This is a genomic window from Streptomyces adelaidensis (assembly GCF_016598475.1).
Classification (GTDB): domain Bacteria; phylum Actinomycetota; class Actinomycetes; order Streptomycetales; family Streptomycetaceae; genus Streptomyces; species Streptomyces adelaidensis.
Genome location: NZ_JAEMUX010000054.1, coordinates 43,457 through 59,477 on the forward strand (window position 1 = coordinate 43,457; position 16,021 = coordinate 59,477).

At 71.2% G+C, this 16,021-nt stretch carries 16 protein-coding genes; 8 read left to right on the forward strand and 8 right to left on the reverse strand.

All coding sequences use genetic code 11. From position 1 onward, the window contains the following. Positions 1–29 precede the first annotated feature (29 nt). The 8 genes from I8N67_RS27205 to I8N67_RS27240 all read right to left on the reverse strand — a co-directional run bounded on the left by I8N67_RS27205 (position 30) and on the right by I8N67_RS27240 (position 9,480). The gene (locus tag I8N67_RS27205; protein ID WP_200306565.1) at positions 30–683 is read right to left on the reverse strand and encodes a YveK family protein; all 654 of its coding nucleotides are present in this window, start codon (positions 681–683) and stop codon (positions 30–32) included. Positions 684–709: 26 nt separating this feature from the next. After that, entirely contained in the window at positions 710–1,855 is a 1,146-nt protein-coding gene (locus tag I8N67_RS27210; RefSeq protein ID WP_200306531.1) for a glycosyltransferase, read from the reverse strand. A 4-nt stretch (positions 1,856–1,859) separates the two neighbouring features. Next, complete coding sequence (locus tag I8N67_RS27215) at positions 1,860–2,552, reverse strand: polysaccharide deacetylase family protein (RefSeq protein WP_200306567.1); 693 nt, start codon at positions 2,550–2,552, stop codon at positions 1,860–1,862. A 61-nt stretch (positions 2,553–2,613) separates the two neighbouring features. After that, complete coding sequence (locus I8N67_RS27220) at positions 2,614–4,284, reverse strand: lipid II flippase MurJ (protein ID WP_200306533.1); 1,671 nt, start codon at positions 4,282–4,284, stop codon at positions 2,614–2,616. Then, on the reverse strand, positions 4,281–5,603 hold the full coding sequence (locus I8N67_RS27225; RefSeq protein ID WP_200306569.1) for an O-antigen ligase family protein: 1,323 nt from the start codon (positions 5,601–5,603) through the stop codon (positions 4,281–4,283). The genes I8N67_RS27220 and I8N67_RS27225 overlap by 4 nt, the downstream gene beginning before the upstream one ends. 63 nt (positions 5,604–5,666) lie before the next feature. Beyond that, positions 5,667–7,103 carry an exopolysaccharide biosynthesis polyprenyl glycosylphosphotransferase gene (locus I8N67_RS27230; protein ID WP_200306541.1) on the reverse strand — a complete coding sequence of 479 codons (1,437 nt, stop codon included), beginning with the start codon at positions 7,101–7,103 and terminating at the stop codon, positions 5,667–5,669. Continuing rightward, positions 7,100–8,335, reverse strand: a complete 1,236-nt coding sequence (locus I8N67_RS27235) for a glycosyltransferase (RefSeq protein ID WP_200306543.1) — start codon at positions 8,333–8,335, stop codon at positions 7,100–7,102. Before I8N67_RS27235 ends, I8N67_RS27230 begins: the two co-directional genes overlap by 4 nt. A gap of 41 nt (positions 8,336–8,376) precedes the next feature. After that, complete coding sequence (locus I8N67_RS27240) at positions 8,377–9,480, reverse strand: DUF3344 domain-containing protein (RefSeq protein ID WP_200306545.1); 1,104 nt, start codon at positions 9,478–9,480, stop codon at positions 8,377–8,379. A gap of 260 nt (positions 9,481–9,740) precedes the next feature. Between I8N67_RS27240 and I8N67_RS27245 the strand changes: the two genes are divergently transcribed. The 8 genes from I8N67_RS27245 to I8N67_RS27285 all read left to right on the forward strand — a co-directional run bounded on the left by I8N67_RS27245 (position 9,741) and on the right by I8N67_RS27285 (position 15,917). Continuing rightward, the gene (locus tag I8N67_RS27245; protein ID WP_200306547.1) at positions 9,741–9,986 is read left to right on the forward strand and encodes a chaplin; all 246 of its coding nucleotides are present in this window, start codon (positions 9,741–9,743) and stop codon (positions 9,984–9,986) included. Positions 9,987–10,216: 230 nt separating this feature from the next. Next, a complete protein-coding gene (locus I8N67_RS42955) occupies positions 10,217–11,062 on the forward strand; it encodes a hypothetical protein (RefSeq protein ID WP_234046362.1) in 846 nt (281 codons plus the stop codon). A gap of 337 nt (positions 11,063–11,399) precedes the next feature. Beyond that, on the forward strand, positions 11,400–11,690 hold the full coding sequence (locus I8N67_RS27260; protein ID WP_200306553.1) for a hypothetical protein: 291 nt from the start codon (positions 11,400–11,402) through the stop codon (positions 11,688–11,690). Between the two features lie 262 nt (positions 11,691–11,952). After that, entirely contained in the window at positions 11,953–12,129 is a 177-nt protein-coding gene (locus I8N67_RS44680; RefSeq protein ID WP_200306571.1) for a DUF5949 family protein, read from the forward strand. After that, the gene (locus tag I8N67_RS27270; RefSeq protein ID WP_200306555.1) at positions 12,129–12,764 is read left to right on the forward strand and encodes a vitamin K epoxide reductase family protein; all 636 of its coding nucleotides are present in this window, start codon (positions 12,129–12,131) and stop codon (positions 12,762–12,764) included. The genes I8N67_RS44680 and I8N67_RS27270 overlap by 1 nt, the downstream gene beginning before the upstream one ends. A gap of 436 nt (positions 12,765–13,200) precedes the next feature. Further along, positions 13,201–13,443, forward strand: coding sequence for a hypothetical protein (locus I8N67_RS27275; RefSeq protein WP_200306573.1), 243 nt, complete (start codon positions 13,201–13,203; stop codon positions 13,441–13,443). A 155-nt stretch (positions 13,444–13,598) separates the two neighbouring features. After that, positions 13,599–13,871 carry a hypothetical protein gene (locus I8N67_RS27280; RefSeq protein ID WP_200306557.1) on the forward strand — a complete coding sequence of 91 codons (273 nt, stop codon included), beginning with the start codon at positions 13,599–13,601 and terminating at the stop codon, positions 13,869–13,871. 240 nt (positions 13,872–14,111) lie between these two features. Beyond that, on the forward strand, positions 14,112–15,917 hold the full coding sequence (locus I8N67_RS27285; protein WP_200306559.1) for a hypothetical protein: 1,806 nt from the start codon (positions 14,112–14,114) through the stop codon (positions 15,915–15,917). Positions 15,918–16,021: the final 104 nt, after the last annotated feature.

Below are 16,021 nucleotides of genomic sequence, written 5' to 3' on the forward strand. Positions count from 1 at the left end.
GCCGTTGCCCACGGCCGGGGGCGCGCCGGTCACAGGTGCCGGTGTGCGTCGGCGGCGGTGGCCGGGCCCGGTACGGAGGCCAGCGGTGGCGAGTCCGCGGTGCGACGCGGGCGCACCAGCAGGAGCAGCCCACCGAGCAGTCCGCCCGCACTGGCGCCCACCAGGCCCGTCACCGTCAGCGAGGCCGAGGACGCCTCGTTGGGCCTGGTGGCGCGCGCGAACTGCTGGAGTTCGACGTGCGTGCTGTCCTCGGTGAAGTCCGCGTGCCGGGTCAGGGCGCGCGACACGGCGTTGGCCATGTCGACGGCGAGGTCGGGCCGGGTGGAGGTGGCCGAGACGGCGACCATCGGCGCGTCCGGCGAGGTCGCCGTCCGTACGCTGTCCCGCAGCGTCCTGACCGGCACTCCGGCCCACACCTGCGCGTCGCCCAGCACCGCGAGCTGCGTGGCCACCCGCCCGTAGGCCTGGGCGAAACCGAGCGCTGCCTGTGGGTCCGACTGCTTGGCGGGCACGGCGACGACATAGCTCGTAGCCGTGTAGGTCGCAGGAGTCACCAGGCCGTACGAGGCCCCGAGCGCCCCGCCGAGCAGGACGCCGACCGCGAGCAGGAACCAGGGCGGCAGGTTCTTCACCCGGGCGAGCGGGCCGGCGCCTCGGGGGTTCCCGGGGGCTGGGCCGGGCATACGGTCTGTCTTGTCGGCGATGTCGGTCATACGGAACTCACTCTCAAAGGCGGGCTTCCGGGAGACGGGCTGGAGACGGCCGCGTACACGTCCATGAGCTGGGCGGCGCTGCGGGTGATGCAGTAGTGGTGGGCGGCGGGGGGGACGGTCCGGGGCCGCGGGCCCGCGGCGCGGATGTCGAGGAGGGCGCGTACGAAAGAGTCCGCGCTCCCCTGTACGCGCCCGGAGCCGTCGGCCGTGCCCTGCGGCAGGTCCTCGATCGCGGGGCACGAGACGTAGAGCACGGCCAACCCGGCCGCCATGGCCTCCACGACGGCGAGCCCGAAGGCCTCCTCGGCGCTGGGCGAGGCGAGGACGTCCATGGCGGTCAGCAGCGACGGCAGATCGGTGCCCGGGCATCCGCCCGCGGCCCGCTCACCGGTGAGCAGCACCCGGTCGGCGACCCCCACCTGCTGGGCGGCCCGCCGCAGCAGGTTCTCCTCCGGGCCGCCACCGACCAGCAACAGCCAGTAGTCGGCGGGGAGTTGGGCGAGCGCGCGGACGACGACGTCGAACCGCTTGCCCGCCGTGAGCCGTCCGACGCCGCCGATGACGTACGCGCCCTCCGGCAGCCCGAGCCGTCTGCGGGTGCGTTCGCGCAGCGCCGGGTCGAAGCGGAAGCGGGCGAGGTCGATGCCGTTCGGCACGACCTCGATGCGCGGCCCGGGCACGCCCCACAGCTTCAGCCGTTCGGCGACCGTGGGGGAGACGGCGACCGTGGCGCGGCCCAGGCGTTCGCTGGCGAGGTACAGCGCGCGGACCCCGGCGGAGAGCCGGCGGCCTTCCATCTGCGAGTCGCCCAGGGAGTGTTCGGTGGCCACGACGGCCCGCACACCGGCCAGGCGTGCGGCGACCCGGCCGTACACGCAGGCCCGGTACAGGTGTGTGTGCACGAGGTCGTAGCCGCCCGCGCGGATCAGCCGCACCAGGCGGGGCAGGGCCATGAGGTCGCGATTGCCGGACATGCCGAGGTGGGTGACGCGTACGCCGTCGGCGGTGAGGCCGTCGGCGACCCGGCCCGGGTTGGTGAGCGTCACCACGTCGCAGTCGACCGGCAGGTGCCGCAGCAGCAGCCGGAGTTGCTGCTCCGCGCCGCCGACCCCGAGGCCGGTGATGATGTGCAGGGCCTTCACGTCCTCAGACCTCCTCGACGGGGCGGCGGCGCACGCGGTGCAGCCGGTACTTGAGGAAGAGGCGTACGGCGGTGTCCTGCTCGCCGATGTGGACACGAGGGAGGGCGTACGGGCCGTTCAGTGGGCCGGGGTCGATGGCGCAGGCGTACGCGTAACCGGCGTTCCGTACGGCGTCGAGGGCCCGCTGGTCGATGGTGCCGTAGGGGTAGCAGAAGCCCTGTACCGGAGCGCCGATCAACTCCGAGAGCAGCGCTCTGCTCCCGGCGACCTCGGCGTGCAGTGTCTCGTCGTCCGCCTTGGTGAGGTCGACATGGGTGAGGCCGTGCGAGCCGATCTCGATGCCCTGCGTGGCGGCGGCCGTCAGGATGCCCCGCCGGCCCAGCAGGCGTTTGCGCGGGCCGAGCGGGTCCCATTGGTTCTCGCCGTCCAGCCGCCCCGGAAGGACGAAGACGGTGGCACCGCATTCGTGGTCGCGCAGCAGCGGCAGCGCGCCGTCGACGAAGTCCACGTATCCGTCGTCGAAGGTGAGCCCCACCAGCTTCCGCCCCTCACCCCGCGCGCGGGCGGCGAGCAGGTCGCTCACGCTCACCCCGCGCAGCCCCTGGCGGCGCAGCCAGGCCAGTTGCCGGCCGAGGCGGTCGGGGGAGACGGTGATGCGGTACGGGTCGTCGGAGCAGTCGCCGACGGAGTGGTACATCGCCACCCACAGACTCGTGCCGAAGGCGGGTCTGGTGCGGCCGGTGGGCGGGTCGGTCGGTTCAGCGGTTACGGACATACGGGAGCCTTCGTGTGACGGAATGGAGTGCGGATGCGAAGCCGCAGGCCCCCAGGGCCCGTGCCAGCGCGACGAAGACGACGGACACCACCGCGGATCCCACGGCGAGCCCGAGTACGGGTGTGTCCAGGCGGCTCGCGCAGAACAGTCCGACGGCGGCGGCGACCACGGCCGCCCGCACCGGCCTGCTCATCTCGGCCACCACCTGCCGGACGTGGATCGGTACCCCGCGCCCGCCGATGCCGTACAGCAGGAGCAGGGCCGTCACGGTGATCCCGGCGGCGTTGGCGGCGGCGATCCCGAGCACGCCCCAGCCGCCGACGGTGACGGCGCCGATGCAGGAGGTCACGAAGATCCCGGTGGCCATGGCGGCGAGCGGGTACCAGCTGGGTCGCCGGGTCGAGAAGTACGAACGGACCAGCGCGCCCACCATCGCGTGGCCCAGCAGCCCGAGGGCGTACACGCGCATCACGGCGGCCGTGGCGGCGGTGTCCTCGGGGGTGAACGCGCCGCGCTGGAAGAGGAGCTCGGTGATCTGCGGCGCGCAGGCGACGATCACCGCCGCGCCGAGCAGCACGATGCAGGAGACCAGCGCCAGGTCCTTCTGCACCCGGCTGCGGGCCAGCTCGGTGTCGCCCTGGGCCAACGCCTGCGCCACCACCGGGAAGGTGACGGTGCACAGCATCAGCGAGAACGTCATGGGGATCTGCGCCACCTTCTGCGCGTAGTTGAGGTGCGAGATGGCCCCGGCCGGGAGTGTGGAGCCGAGGAAGCGCTCGATGAGTACCTGGGACTGACGGCACAGTCCGAAGAGGAGAACGGTGCTGACGAGCGCGAGATCCATCGGACGCGCCGGCTCCGCCAGCTCCGCCACCGTGGCCGACTTCCGTCTCAACTCACGTACCAGGAACGGCAGTTGGGACAGGACCATCAGCCCGCCCCCCACCGCGACCCCGATCGCCGCCGCGCGCACCCCCCAGCGCCCGCCCAGGACGAACATCGCCGCGATGATCCCGGTGTTGTACGCCACGTAGATCGCGGCGGGTGCCACGAACCGGCGGTGGGCCCGCAGCGCCGCGCTGCAGTACCCGGCGAGCCCGAAGGTGAACACACAGGTCGCCGTCAGCCGGGCGCAGTCCACCGCGAGCCCCGGATCGGGCAGTCCGGGCGCGAGCACCTTCACCAGGTAGGGCGCCCCGGCGATCAGCAGCGCGGCCGCCGCCATGAAGGCGAGCGACAGCCGGGGCAGCGTGGTGGCGACCAGCGCGCGGACCGGATCGCCGGGGGCGCCCTGCGCACGGCGGGCCACGGCCACGCTGATCATCGGCACCAGCACGATGGCCAGGCCGTCCTCGATGAGCAGCGTCGCCGCGAACTCCGGCACGGTCCAGGCGACCAGGAAGGCGTCCGTCTCGGGTCCGGCTCCGAACAGGTACGACAGCGCCTGGTCGCGGCCGAGGCCCAGCAGCGACCCGACGGCCGTGAGCACGGCCGTGACGAGGGTCGCCCTGGCGAGGAACCGGCCGGTCGGCGGGGCGACATCAGTGGGCTCGGCAGCGGCCCGGGCGGCGGGTACGGGCGTGGGTGCGGGCGTGGGTACGGGCCCCGGTGCCGCCGGGGCTCCGTCGGTCGTCCCAGGAGGCGTCACCGTCATCGCGCTCCCGCCCCCTCCGGTGCGGTGACCCCGGCACGCTCCTCGGCGGACGCCCGGGAGGAGGACGTGGTGTCCGCCAGGGCCCACCAGGCCACCAGCCCGAAGGCCACGGCGGTCAGCACGGTCGAGGGCCCGCCGATGTCGGCGTACACGAAGTCGACCAGCACCCACACGAGCACCCCGCACGCGACGAGCCCGCAGTCGAGTCCACGGGGGCGACGGGCGGGCCCCCCAGGTCCACGGGCGGGCCCGCCCGGCTCACGTCGTACCCGCACCAGCCCCCGCGCCGCGCAGACCAGCAGCGCCAGCCAGCTCCCCACCAGGGTCACCAGTCCGACGAGCCCCTGCTCGCTCAGCACGAGGAGGTACATGTTGTGCGGCGACAGCAGGGGCTGCTTGCGGTAGGCGGTTCCGGCGCCCGCGATGTCGCTCCCGGACGACAGCGCCAGCGAGGCGCGCCCGTCCCGGTACTCGGCGAAACCCTTCAACCCCACGCCGGTCAGCGGCTGTTCGCGCCACATGTCGACGGCCGCCGCCCACATCGTGTACCGGTCGGTGACCGACTGGTCGGGGGCGTCCGTGACCTGGGTGATGCTGCTGATCCGCTCCTGGAACATCGCGGAGCCGATGCCGAGCCCGCCCACGAGGACCACCCCCGCGGCGGCCACCGCCGCGAACACCGTGACCGCCCGCCGCAGCCCTGCCAGTACCACCTGGAGCCCACATGCCGCCGCCGTGGCGATCCACGCACCCCGGCTGAACGACACCGCGAGCGGCACCACCAGCACGACCGCGCAGAGCACGGCCGCCGCCCGCTGCCCGGCGGCGGGCGGCCCGAGCGCCAGCCCCACCGCGCACACCAGCCCCAACGAGACGACCGTCGCCATCCCCATGACGTCCGTCGGCCCGAAGGTCCCCACCGCCCGGATGTCCTCACCCACGTACGAGGCCCCGGTCCCGGTGACGTACTGGTACACGCCCACGGCCCCCTGCCACAGCGCCAGCCCGACGAACGCCCAGGCCAGCACCCGGAAGTCCGCCCGGCTCCGCACACTCAGCAGCACCGCCGCCGGTACGAGTACGAAGATCTGCAGATACCGGGTGAGCCCGGAGATCCCGGCCTCCGGCGAGGTCGCCCCGGCCGCCGCCAGGGCGAGCCCCACGACGGGCAGCCCCAGCACCACGGCGGCCGTCCGGGACAGCGGGCGCCGCCGATCCCGTACAAGACGGATCCCGCACCACAGCACGAGCAGCCCGGAGACGGCGTCGGCCGCGTTCGCCCCGTCCTTGTCACCGGGGAGGACGGGCAGCGCCAGCATGGCGATCACCGCCAGCACCGGCAAAACGGACGAGGCGGCCCTGGCACCCAGCCGGGTCACGGCTCAACTCCCCGTGGGCCGGACGAGCGCGGCCGCCGTGCGCAGCAGGACGCAGACGTCCTGCCACAGCGACCAGTCGTCGATGTACGCGTTGTCGAAGCGGGCACGGTCCTCGATCGAGGTGTCGCCGCGCAGCCCGTGGATCTGGGCGAGGCCGGTAATGCCGGTCCGCATCCGATGGCGGTCTGCGTAGCCGGGGTACGTCTGGCTGAACTTCCCGACGAAGTAAGGCCGTTCCGGGCGAGGTCCGACCAGACTCATGTCGCCGCGCACCACGTTCCACAGCTGGAGCAGCTCGTCCAGCGAGGTGCGTCGCAGGAAGCGGCAGAACCAGCGCATCTCCTGCTCGTTCGCCACGCTCCACCGGGTCGCGGCCTCGTGCGCGTCGGCCGGGCGGTGCGTGCGGAACTTCAGCAGCGTGAACGGCCGCCCGCCCCTGCCGATCCGCTCCTGCCGGAACACCACCCCGGGCCCGTCGCACAGCCGCAGCACCACTGCGGTGGCCATCAGCAGCGGACTGACCACGAGCAGGAGGGTCCCGGAGACGGCGATGTCCAACGCCCGCTTACCAACGCCCTCGTGACGTTCCGTCAATTTCAGGCGACGGCACGGGAACCCGGCGAGACGCTCACCGCTCCGGTCGTACGACGGCGACTCCGCGTCCACCTGCCACAGCGCGCAGCCCGCCTCGGCCAACGCCCTCAGCAGCGGTCCGCGTTCGGTGCGGGAGCCCACGACGAGGACGGTCTGGACGCCGTTCTGGACGATCGCCCGCCGCACCTCCTCGTCCGTGCTCAGCACCGGCAGGCCCTCACCCCCGGCCGCCTGGTCGGCGACCACGCCCACGGGCCGAAGTCCGCACCCCGGGCGCCGAAGGAACGCGGCGGCCACGCGCTGCGCGGTCGCCGCAGGACCGACCACCAGGGCGGCACCCGGCCTGCGGACGAGCGCCCGGCGCCGCTGCCAGTGCACCGTGCCCCGGCCCGCGCAGCTCGCCGCCGACTGCAGGACGCAGCCGAGGGCCAGGGCGCCGACGGACAGGGAGTGGGCCGGGGAGTAGGCCGCGACCGCCGCCGCGAGCACGCACCAGCAGACGCCGATCCGCACGCAGACGGCGGGCAGCTCGTCCAGCACGGCAGGCACAGCGGGCGGCCGGTACAGCCGGGCCCGCGCGTTGAGGCACACGACGGCCAGCAGCAACCCGGCGACCAGCAGCGGGTGCCCCGGTGTCCGGGCGTCGGTGAGCACCTGCGCGACGAGGAGCGCCGCGCCCGCGTCCACCGTGAGCAGCGCGAGCCACGAGGAGTGCCGCCGTATGGCGGGCCGCGCGGCCGGGAACCCGGAGCCGCTTGCCCCGCGTGGAGCGATGACCGAGACGCTTGAGATTCCGTACTCCGGTGGCTGTCCGCCGGCGGAGGGAACGGTGCTTTCCGCAGTCACGTGAGGATGGACTTCCTGTACTCGGTGGGTTCCCCGCACGGGGCGTGCCCGACGGACGCGGAGCCAGGTGCGCGACCGTCGCTCGACGCGACCTCGCCTCTCGCACCGCTTCCGTCGGCCAGCAGTTCGCGGTACACGTCCGCCACGGCTCCAGCCGTGTGCCGCACGTCGTGGGTGGCCAGGACATGGTGGCGCCCTTGATGGCCGAGCGACTCGCGCCGCGATGGATCGCGCAGCAACCCGGTGATCGTGCGGGCAAGAGCCGCCGGATCCTCCGGGGGCACGGGTTCCTGACCCGGCGGCAGACTCTCGCGGGCGCCGTCCACGTCCGTGATCACGACCGGCCGCCCGCAGGCCATGGCTTCCAGCGGCGCCAGCGCCATGCCCTCCCAGCGGGACGGCAGGACGACGAGATCAGCGGCCTGGTACCAGGGCACGGCATCGGCGGCGGCCCCGGCGAACAGCACCCCGTCGGGCGCGAGCCCCCGCAGCGCCGGAGCGTCCGGCCCGTCGCCGACCAGCACGAGCCGGGCCCCCGGTACCTGCCGGACCACCGCGCTCCACGCCGCCAGCAGGATGTCCTGCCCCTTCTGCCGGCACAGCCGCCCCACACACACGACCAGCGGAGCATCGGCACCGAGACCGGCGAGCAGCGGAATCCCGGCTCGTACGACGCCGGGAGCCGCCGGCTGGAAGCGTCCCGGATCGACTCCGTTGGCGACCACCCGCCACCGGGCCCGCACCCCCGCACGTTCCCCGGTGACCCGTTCGGCCTCGCTCACGCAGACCACGCGGTCGGCCCAACGAGCGCCCCACCGCTCCCACTTCAGGGCGAGCGAGGCAGTGACCCCGCCGACCGCCTCGAACGACCAGGCGTGCGGCTGGAACACGGTCGGAATCCGCCCGCGTACAGCGAGCCGCGCGGCCAGCCCGGCCTTGGCGCTGTGTGCGTGGACCAGGTCGGGCCGCACGTCGGCGAGGACGCGCCGCAGGTGTCGTACCTCCTGGAGGAGCGTGGGCCCCGGCGAACGCGTCGCGTGCCAGTGCCGTACGTTCCCGCCGAGCGCCCGGAGGGCGGGTGCCAGAACACCGCCGGGGCAGGCGACGGTGACGTGCAGTCCCTCGGCGAGCTGTGCCCGCATCAGGTCCGTCACGACTCGGGCCACCCCGCCGTCCACGGGCTGGGTGATGTGCAGGATGTGCGACGGAGGGTCCATCGGTGACAGGTGCATGGGAGTTCCTTGCGCACGGGCACGGCCCGGGTCGGTGTGCGTCATGACTTGGCGTCCACGGCGACGAAGAGCACTCCGACCCAGGCGGCGTCCCGCTGCGAGGCGATCCGGAACGTCAACTGGTCCCCGCCGGGCCGGACCTCCTCGCTCAGATCGAGGACGTCGGAGTCGTAGCCGAGCGTGTTCGGATAGTCGGGCGAACGATCCGGTCCGGTCGAACCCGGCTCGCTGATCGTCGAGTTCAGGACATCGTCCTGGGGGTTGTCCGCGTCGCCCAGCGCGATCGGCTCCCCGCGACCGGTGGAAACGGTGAGCGCGTCACCGCGCGTGCCGCGGTCCCCGTTGTAGGCGACCAGACCGACCCGCCCGCCCGCGCCCTTGGGGAACGCCATGTCGGACAGCCCGACCACCTGGTCCCGGCCGGCCGCGAGCGCGTCGAAGCCGTCCCACAGCACCAGGTGCCGCAGCGGCTCCGACTTCTTCTCGTACGCCACCACCAGCGTCCAACCGCCCCAGGCACCGGCGGCCGAGTGACCCTTCGCCACATTGACCTGCGCCACGGTGTAGAGCCCCGGGCCGGTCGACCGCACCAGCCTCGTGACGTCCGCCGAGGCCTGGAAAGCGTCCGCGCCGCGCGCCACGCTGTGCCCGACCACCGTGTCCGCGAGCACCTCCTTGTACGCGCCGCCGGGCTCCGCGATCAGCACCCGCCCGTTCTCCTCCGGTGGCTTCTGTTCCCCCACACGCAGGTTGCCGCCCCAGTACAGACGGGCGTACGTCACCCGCGCCCCCTGCGGCAGACGGACCTCGCCATGGCTGGAGTTGTAGGTGTTCGGGTCGCTGTCCACGTCGATGTAGAACATGTCGAAGTCGCCGTTCGCCGCCGTACCGCCGCCGCGCGCGTCCGGGCACGACGGCGCGTCCGCATGCGGCATGGCCGTACGGCAGGTGATGGACGAGTTGGCGGCGCGGACGATCCCTCCGTGTTGAACCGCGCGGTGGCGCTGCTGGAAGGCGAGGCTCGCCGCCTCGGCCGTCGGCGCGGTCGACGTGGCCGTCGCGGCGGTGCTGGGCGTCCAGAGGGGAGCGAGAGCACAGCAGCCCACGATGGCGCGGCGCAGCAAGAGACCCGGGTTTTGGCGCATGACCGGCGGTGCCCTTTCGGGATGCTCGTTGGCCGAGGGGCGTCCCCGACCGGTGCACAGCGGCCTGCGCCGCGGAGAGCCGCAACCGTATCCGTCAATACGCCTATATCGGTGAAACCAGACATGCGTGTCGAAATCATGAAACCGTGCGCTTCGCGGATCACCCTTTCGGCGGCGCAACCACCGTGCGTGGCACGCGTTGATCGGGCGTCGGGCGCAGTGCCCGGATTTACCGCGTCACTACCAAGGAGCACTTCTCCATGTCGCGTATCGCGAAGGGCCTGGCCCTGACCTCCGTTGCCGCCGCCACCGCTGTGGCGGGCGCCGCCGGCGTCGCCGCTGCCGACAGCGGCGCGAAGGGTGTCGCCGCGCACTCTCCGGGTGTTCTGTCGGGCAACGTCGTCCAGGTCCCGGTCCACGTCCCGGTCAACGTCTGCGGGAACACCGTCAACATCCTCATCGGTGTGTTGAACCCCGCGTTCGGCAACACGTGCGTCAACCGCTGACGTAGTCGCGCACCGTTCCCCGGCCGCCCTTCCCGAGTGGGAGGGCGGCCGGTCTGCGTTGCCCCGAATGGAGGGAGGTGCGCGGAGCCCCCCGCGCGTGCGTCTCACCAGCGGCGACGTCGGTGATACGACGACGGACCGCTACGCATGGCGACTGAGCGGTTGCAGATGGTGAAGGCAGATTTCACGGTGAGTACAAGATCTGTCGCACCGATCGAAGGGAATACCCCATGCGTGCTCTGCCCGCCCGGCGCCTCGCGTCCTCCGCCCTCTGTGCCACGCTCGTGCTCGGGATCACCGCCCCCGCCGCGCTGGCGGCCGACAGTGACTCGAACCGTGTCCGCACCAAGGTGACGGCACCCGTCCCCGCCGCGGATGCGCTCATGACGCAAGTCAAGTCGCTCAATGGCCTCGCCGACGTCCTGAAGCCGGTCACCGCTCTGCTCGACTCCGTGCTCAAGGCGGACAACGGCCAGCTCTCCGCCGAGCGGGCGGCCGAACTCGGCGACGACGTCAAGAAGTCGCTCGCCGAGTTCACCGCTGTGGCTCCGGTGACCCCGCCGGCCACGCCCGCCAAGCCGCCGGCGGCCGCTCCCTCTACGGCGCCCGCCAAGCCGCCGGCGGCCGCTCCCTCTACGGCGCCCGCCAAGCCCGCGGCGCCCGCCAAGCCCGCGGCGCCCGCCAAGCCCGCCAAGCCCGCCAAGCCCGCCGAGCCCGCCGAGCCCGCCAAGTCTGAGGCCCCCGCCAAGCCCGCCAAGCCCGCAGCGTCGACGGCGCCGCGGCTCCCGTCCGCACCCTCGTCGCCGGTGCAGGGCGGAAGCGTCGCGTATGGCAGGCCCATGGTCCCGATCGACCTCAAGCGTGACGCGCTGGCCGACCTCCAGAAGCAGGTTGACGCCCTGCTCAAGGCGGCCACCTCCGATGACCGCGCACAGGTGGCGCCTGCGGCCAGAGCCGTGCTGGCCGGCACGGTCAACGTGGTGACCGCCAGCCTGGTCGGCGGCGGCCTGCCGAAGGCGAACCTGCCCGGTCTGCCCCCGCTGAACCCGCCGACCGGCGATCTGCGCCCGTCCTGACGGCCGGCCACGATCGCCCTCTCCGGACCGGGGAACGGTGCCTGAGGTGAAGCAGGCGCCGCCCCGCCGTCGGGCCGGCCTTCCCCAAACTCTGCTCGACCAGCGGAGAGCTCATGGTCGGCCCGACGGCTATTTCGTGCCCCTCGACTTACCCGTACGGACTTATATGAGAATGCGACACGCTGTTCACGCGGGTGAGTTGCGAAATTTTCATCCCCGCGGGGTTTCCGAGGCGGCCGGGTCTCGTTGGACAGGCGGCAGGGGGAGGCCAGGTGTTCCCCTGCCTGTGGAATGAGAATTCCCCCTGGTGGCATGAGTCGCCGAAGAAAGGAACACGATGAAGTCGCTGAAGGCTGCCGCTGTCGTTGCCGGGTCCATGGTCATCGCTGGTGCTGCCGTGCCGGCCCATGCCCACAACGCCGCGGATCTCGCGCCCCCCAGCCTCACCGGCGCCATGGGCACCGTCACCAAGAGTTCCCTCGATGTCGTTCCCATGCGGCAGCAGTCGAACTCGCTCGATACCGAGAACAAGGACTCCGTGCTCAACACCGTGAAGGGCACGACAACGGCACTCAACTCGCGCGGCGGCCCCACCCGGCTCCTCGGCGGCCTTCCCCTCCAGCGCTGATCGTTTTGTGAAACAGCCGCGCGGACTGGTTATCCGGACAGTCGTGCGCGAGTGAGCGACCTCGCACGCAGACCAGTTCCGCGCGTACGAAAAAGTCAGGGCCGATTCCGCAGTGGCGCGGAGTCGGCCCTCCGTGCTGCGCGGACCGTATATCCGCAACCGCGTTCGGCGTGCATTCCTTATTTGTGTGACAACCCCTGGATATCGCCGGGTGTGAGAAAACGCGGCGGGTAGCCTCCGAGGGCGCGGATATGATTGCGCGGTGACCTCAATTCTCACTCAAACGCGCCCTTTCCGTCTCGGCGACCTCGGCACGCTCGTCGTCGCGTCCTGGAGCGGCGAAGCCCCCGACGGCGACACGACCCGCCCTCCCGGCAACGCACGGACGTCGACCGGTACGGCGCACGTCCTCCTGACGGCCCGCAGCCTGCGTGCCTGATGGCGGCCGCGGCGTTGCAGCCCAGGCGGGCGGCACGATCGTCCGGGCGGCCCGAGCGGACGGCGGGCGGCCGCCGAGGGTTCGCCCTGCTGCTGGTGATCACGGGCGCGGCCGGGCTGCTGGCCTCCTGGGTCATCACGATCGACAAGTTCAAGCTGTTGGAGGACCCCGGCTTCACACCCGGGTGCAGCCTCAACCCCGTCGTCTCCTGCGGCAACATCATGGAGAGCGAACAGGCTTCGGCCTTCGGGTTCCCCAACCCGATGCTGGGCCTGGTGGCGTACGGCATCGTCATCTGCGTCGGCGTGAGCCTGCTGGCCGGGGCCGAGTTTCCGCGCTGGTACTGGCTGACCTTCAACGCCGGTACCCTGTTCGGCGTCGGCTTCTGCACTTGGCTGCAGTTCCAGTCCCTGTACCGGATCAACGCCCTGTGTCTGTGGTGCTGTCTGGCGTGGGTCGCCACGATCGTCATGTTCTGGTACGTGACGTCGTTCAATGTGCGGCGCCGATTCCTGCCCGCGCCGGGCTGGTTGCGCGGCTTGCTCGGGGAATTCACGTGGGTCCTCGCGGTGGTGCACACCGGCGTCATCGGGATGCTGATCCTGACGCGGTGGTGGGACTTCTGGACGAGTTGAGCGCTCGATCGAAGGGCGACCCGGCAAAGCACGAGGCGAGCCGACTGAACCAGGAACGACTGCGACCGTGTCCCACAGCCGTGGTTCTGATCGCGGGGCGGCCTGCGGGACCGAACCACTTCACTTCGCCACCACCGGGTTTCTCCTCCTGTGGCGCGAAAGGTGACGGGCGCCTTTCTGAGGATGGCCGGTCGGCGGCCCAAAAGGTCGCTGACCGGATCTCACCTCATTCCTGCCTATGCGGCGTGGGCTTCTTCATTCGGCTCGGGAAAGGTGCGGTGTGGAGCATGCTTCCCCCGTTTGCCGTAATTTCTGGCCATACGGGTGAATGGCCGGGCTGTCCTGTCGACCTGGTCGTTGATCCGGGTGTTCAATTCTACTCACGGGGCTACGCAACAGCGTTTCCCTTAGTGGAAAATCGAAAGGAAGAAATTCCGTGTCGAAGATCACCTTCGAAGAGCTGGACGGTCTGACCGGCGAGATGCTCCCGGAGCGCTCGGTCCTGTCCACCTTCGCCCCGGTCAACGGTGGCGGCGGCAACGACGGCGCCGTCGTGACGAACGCCTGCGTGTCGCACCACGCGGACACGGACAAGGGCCTGCTCAACCTGGGCCTCACGGGCAACGGCGGTGCCCAGTCCAGCATCACCTGCGCGCCGGGTAACGCTGTCGCCTTCTAATAACAACGGCGGCGGCCGGGGCATCCTGTCCCCGGCCGCCGCCGTGCATCAGTACGTCCGCACATGCTTTTGAATGGTGTGCTTTCGGCGCCATAAGCGGTGCTGGCGCCTACTTGAAGGCGCCGGCACCGCTTATGGCATGAGGAAGGAAAGTCATGTCTGGCATCGGTTATGAGGAACTCGACGCTCTGTCCGGTGAGTTGCTCCCCGGGAAGATGCTGCTCTCCATCGTAATTATCGACAACAGTACTCATAACACATATAACTTCCCCGCGGGCGGCGACGGCAAGGGCGGTGGAGCCACGGTCGCCTATGCCTGTCAGGCCCAGCAGACCCAGGGCTCAGGGGGCCTGCTCGCCGCGCTGGGCCTGGGCTCCCCGCCCAGCAGCAGTATGACCTGCATGCCGGCTGCGGTCATCGCCCGCTGAGACGCACCCCTGTGCAGCCGGCCGCGTTCACGTGACGGACGTACCGGTGCACCGGAAAGGCCGTCGCGGCCGGGCTGCGGTGGCTGGTTCGAGAACGCCCCGTCGCAGGCGGTGGAACACATCGGGTCCGGCCGCCGCAAGGCCCCGGCGGGAGAACTATCCCCTTGGGAGATCGCCATCAGTACGCAAACACCCACGCCGGTCCAGGAGGAGCCGCCTGCCCCCGCCGGGGCGGTGCCCATGCTCACCGAGGGAACCGAGCTGGTGGGAGAGTTCGCCGGTTCCGGATACCGCCGCCCACCACATATGGTGCACCGCTTCGACGGGCAGGTCATCCACCTGCCCGACCTGCTCTACGAGACAGCCAAGAGCCTGCAGCGGCACCAGGGCGAGGCGCCGAGATCCGGGGACGGCGCTCACCTCCTCAAGCGTGTGGCGCAGGAGCTCACCCAGACCACGGGCCGTACGTTCACCACCGACCACGTGGCCTTCGTACTCGACAACAAACTGGCACCGCTTGGGATCACCACCCGAAGCGACGGCACCCTTGCCGAGTTCGCCAAGGCCGAGCACTTGTTCCTGGGTCTGCGCTACCGCGCCGCGTTGATCTCCGAAAGCGTGTCCTGGGTCATCGCGGGGATCTTTGCCTGGCTGTTCCAGCCCCTCCTGGTGCTCTTGGCCGTGTCGACGTTCCTGGCCACGGAGATCTGGTTGTTCTCCACCCAGGACGCGGGCCTCGCCATGGCTCAGGTGATGGCCGACCCCGCCGGCATTCTCGCCGTGCTGGGACTGACTCTGGCCTCTGCCGCCTTCCACGAGGTCGGCCACGCCGCGGCCTGCCGTTACGGCAAGGTGCGCCCCGGGGCCATGGGGTGCGGGCTCTACCTCGTGTGGCCGGCCTTCTACACCGACGTCACCAGCTCCTACCGACTCGGCCGCGGCGGACGACTGCGCACCGACCTGGGCGGCGTCTACTTCAACAGCCTGTTCGTCCTCGGCCTGACCGCGCTGTACATCCACAGTCCGTCCCCGGTACTGCTGGCGGCGATCCTCCTCGTCAACCTGGAAGTGGTCCAGCAGCTTCTGCCGACCCTCCGTTTCGACGGCTACTACATCATCTCCGACCTGGTCGGCATCCCGGATCTGTTCAAGTACATCGGGCCCATCCTGCGACGCACCATCCTGCGACGCCCACCGGAAGAACGGCTCCAGGCCCTCAAGCGGTGGCCCCAGATCGTCGTCACGATCTGGGTGCTCACGGTGCTGCCCGTCCTCGTCCTGCAACTCGGCCTCATTCTCTTCAACCTGCCGCAGATGGCGGGCGCGGCATGGGCCACCGCCACCAAGATCATCGCCGGTGTCACGACCAGTGCCACACCCGTGCTGAGCACCACGGCGGCCTGCGTGCAGATCTTCTTCCTTCTACTGCCGCTGGTCGGCATCCTGCTCATCCTCTGGCAACTGGTCAATCTGGCAGTCCAACTGCTCCGCAAGCGCTACGGCAAGCGCACGGTCCGGTCCCGAGGCCACCGAAGCCACGGGCACGGCACCCCGTCGCTGCTGCTCTGGGGCGCCGTGGCCGCTCTCGCCGCCCTCGCGGTGGCCTATCTGCTGTGGACCCTGACTCGCCCCACAGCCGGGCTGCCCACGGGCCGGGCGGCGCTCCACCAGGCCACCGGAAGGCAGCCGTCAGCCCCGCCGGGAACACCACCCGCCGAGGTGCGGCCCCCCGCACGCCCGGACCGACCCTCCCGCCCCACCGGCATCGCCCACGGTCACGTCACGCTGCGAAGCCCCAGCACAACTGCCGAGAACCACACCGCATCCGGACCGTCCGGCCACCGGCACAGAACACCGACCACCGCCGAGGACACCACTCTCGTCCCCACCAGCACCAGGGCCGACGCCTCGAACGCGCACCAGGAACGGGCTGAGCCACACGTCGGAGACGACGCCACCGGACCGGGACGCTCTCTCGACGCCGCCTGCTCTCCCCTCGTGAGACTGCCTGTCGTCGAGGTCGGCGTACTCACCATCTGCCCCTGACACGCACCGACGAAGGGACCCGGCGCTCCACGTGCGCCGGGTCCCTTCGCTCTGCGGCGTACGGCGTTCGATGAGATGAGCGGTAATGAGGCCTGGACGACTAA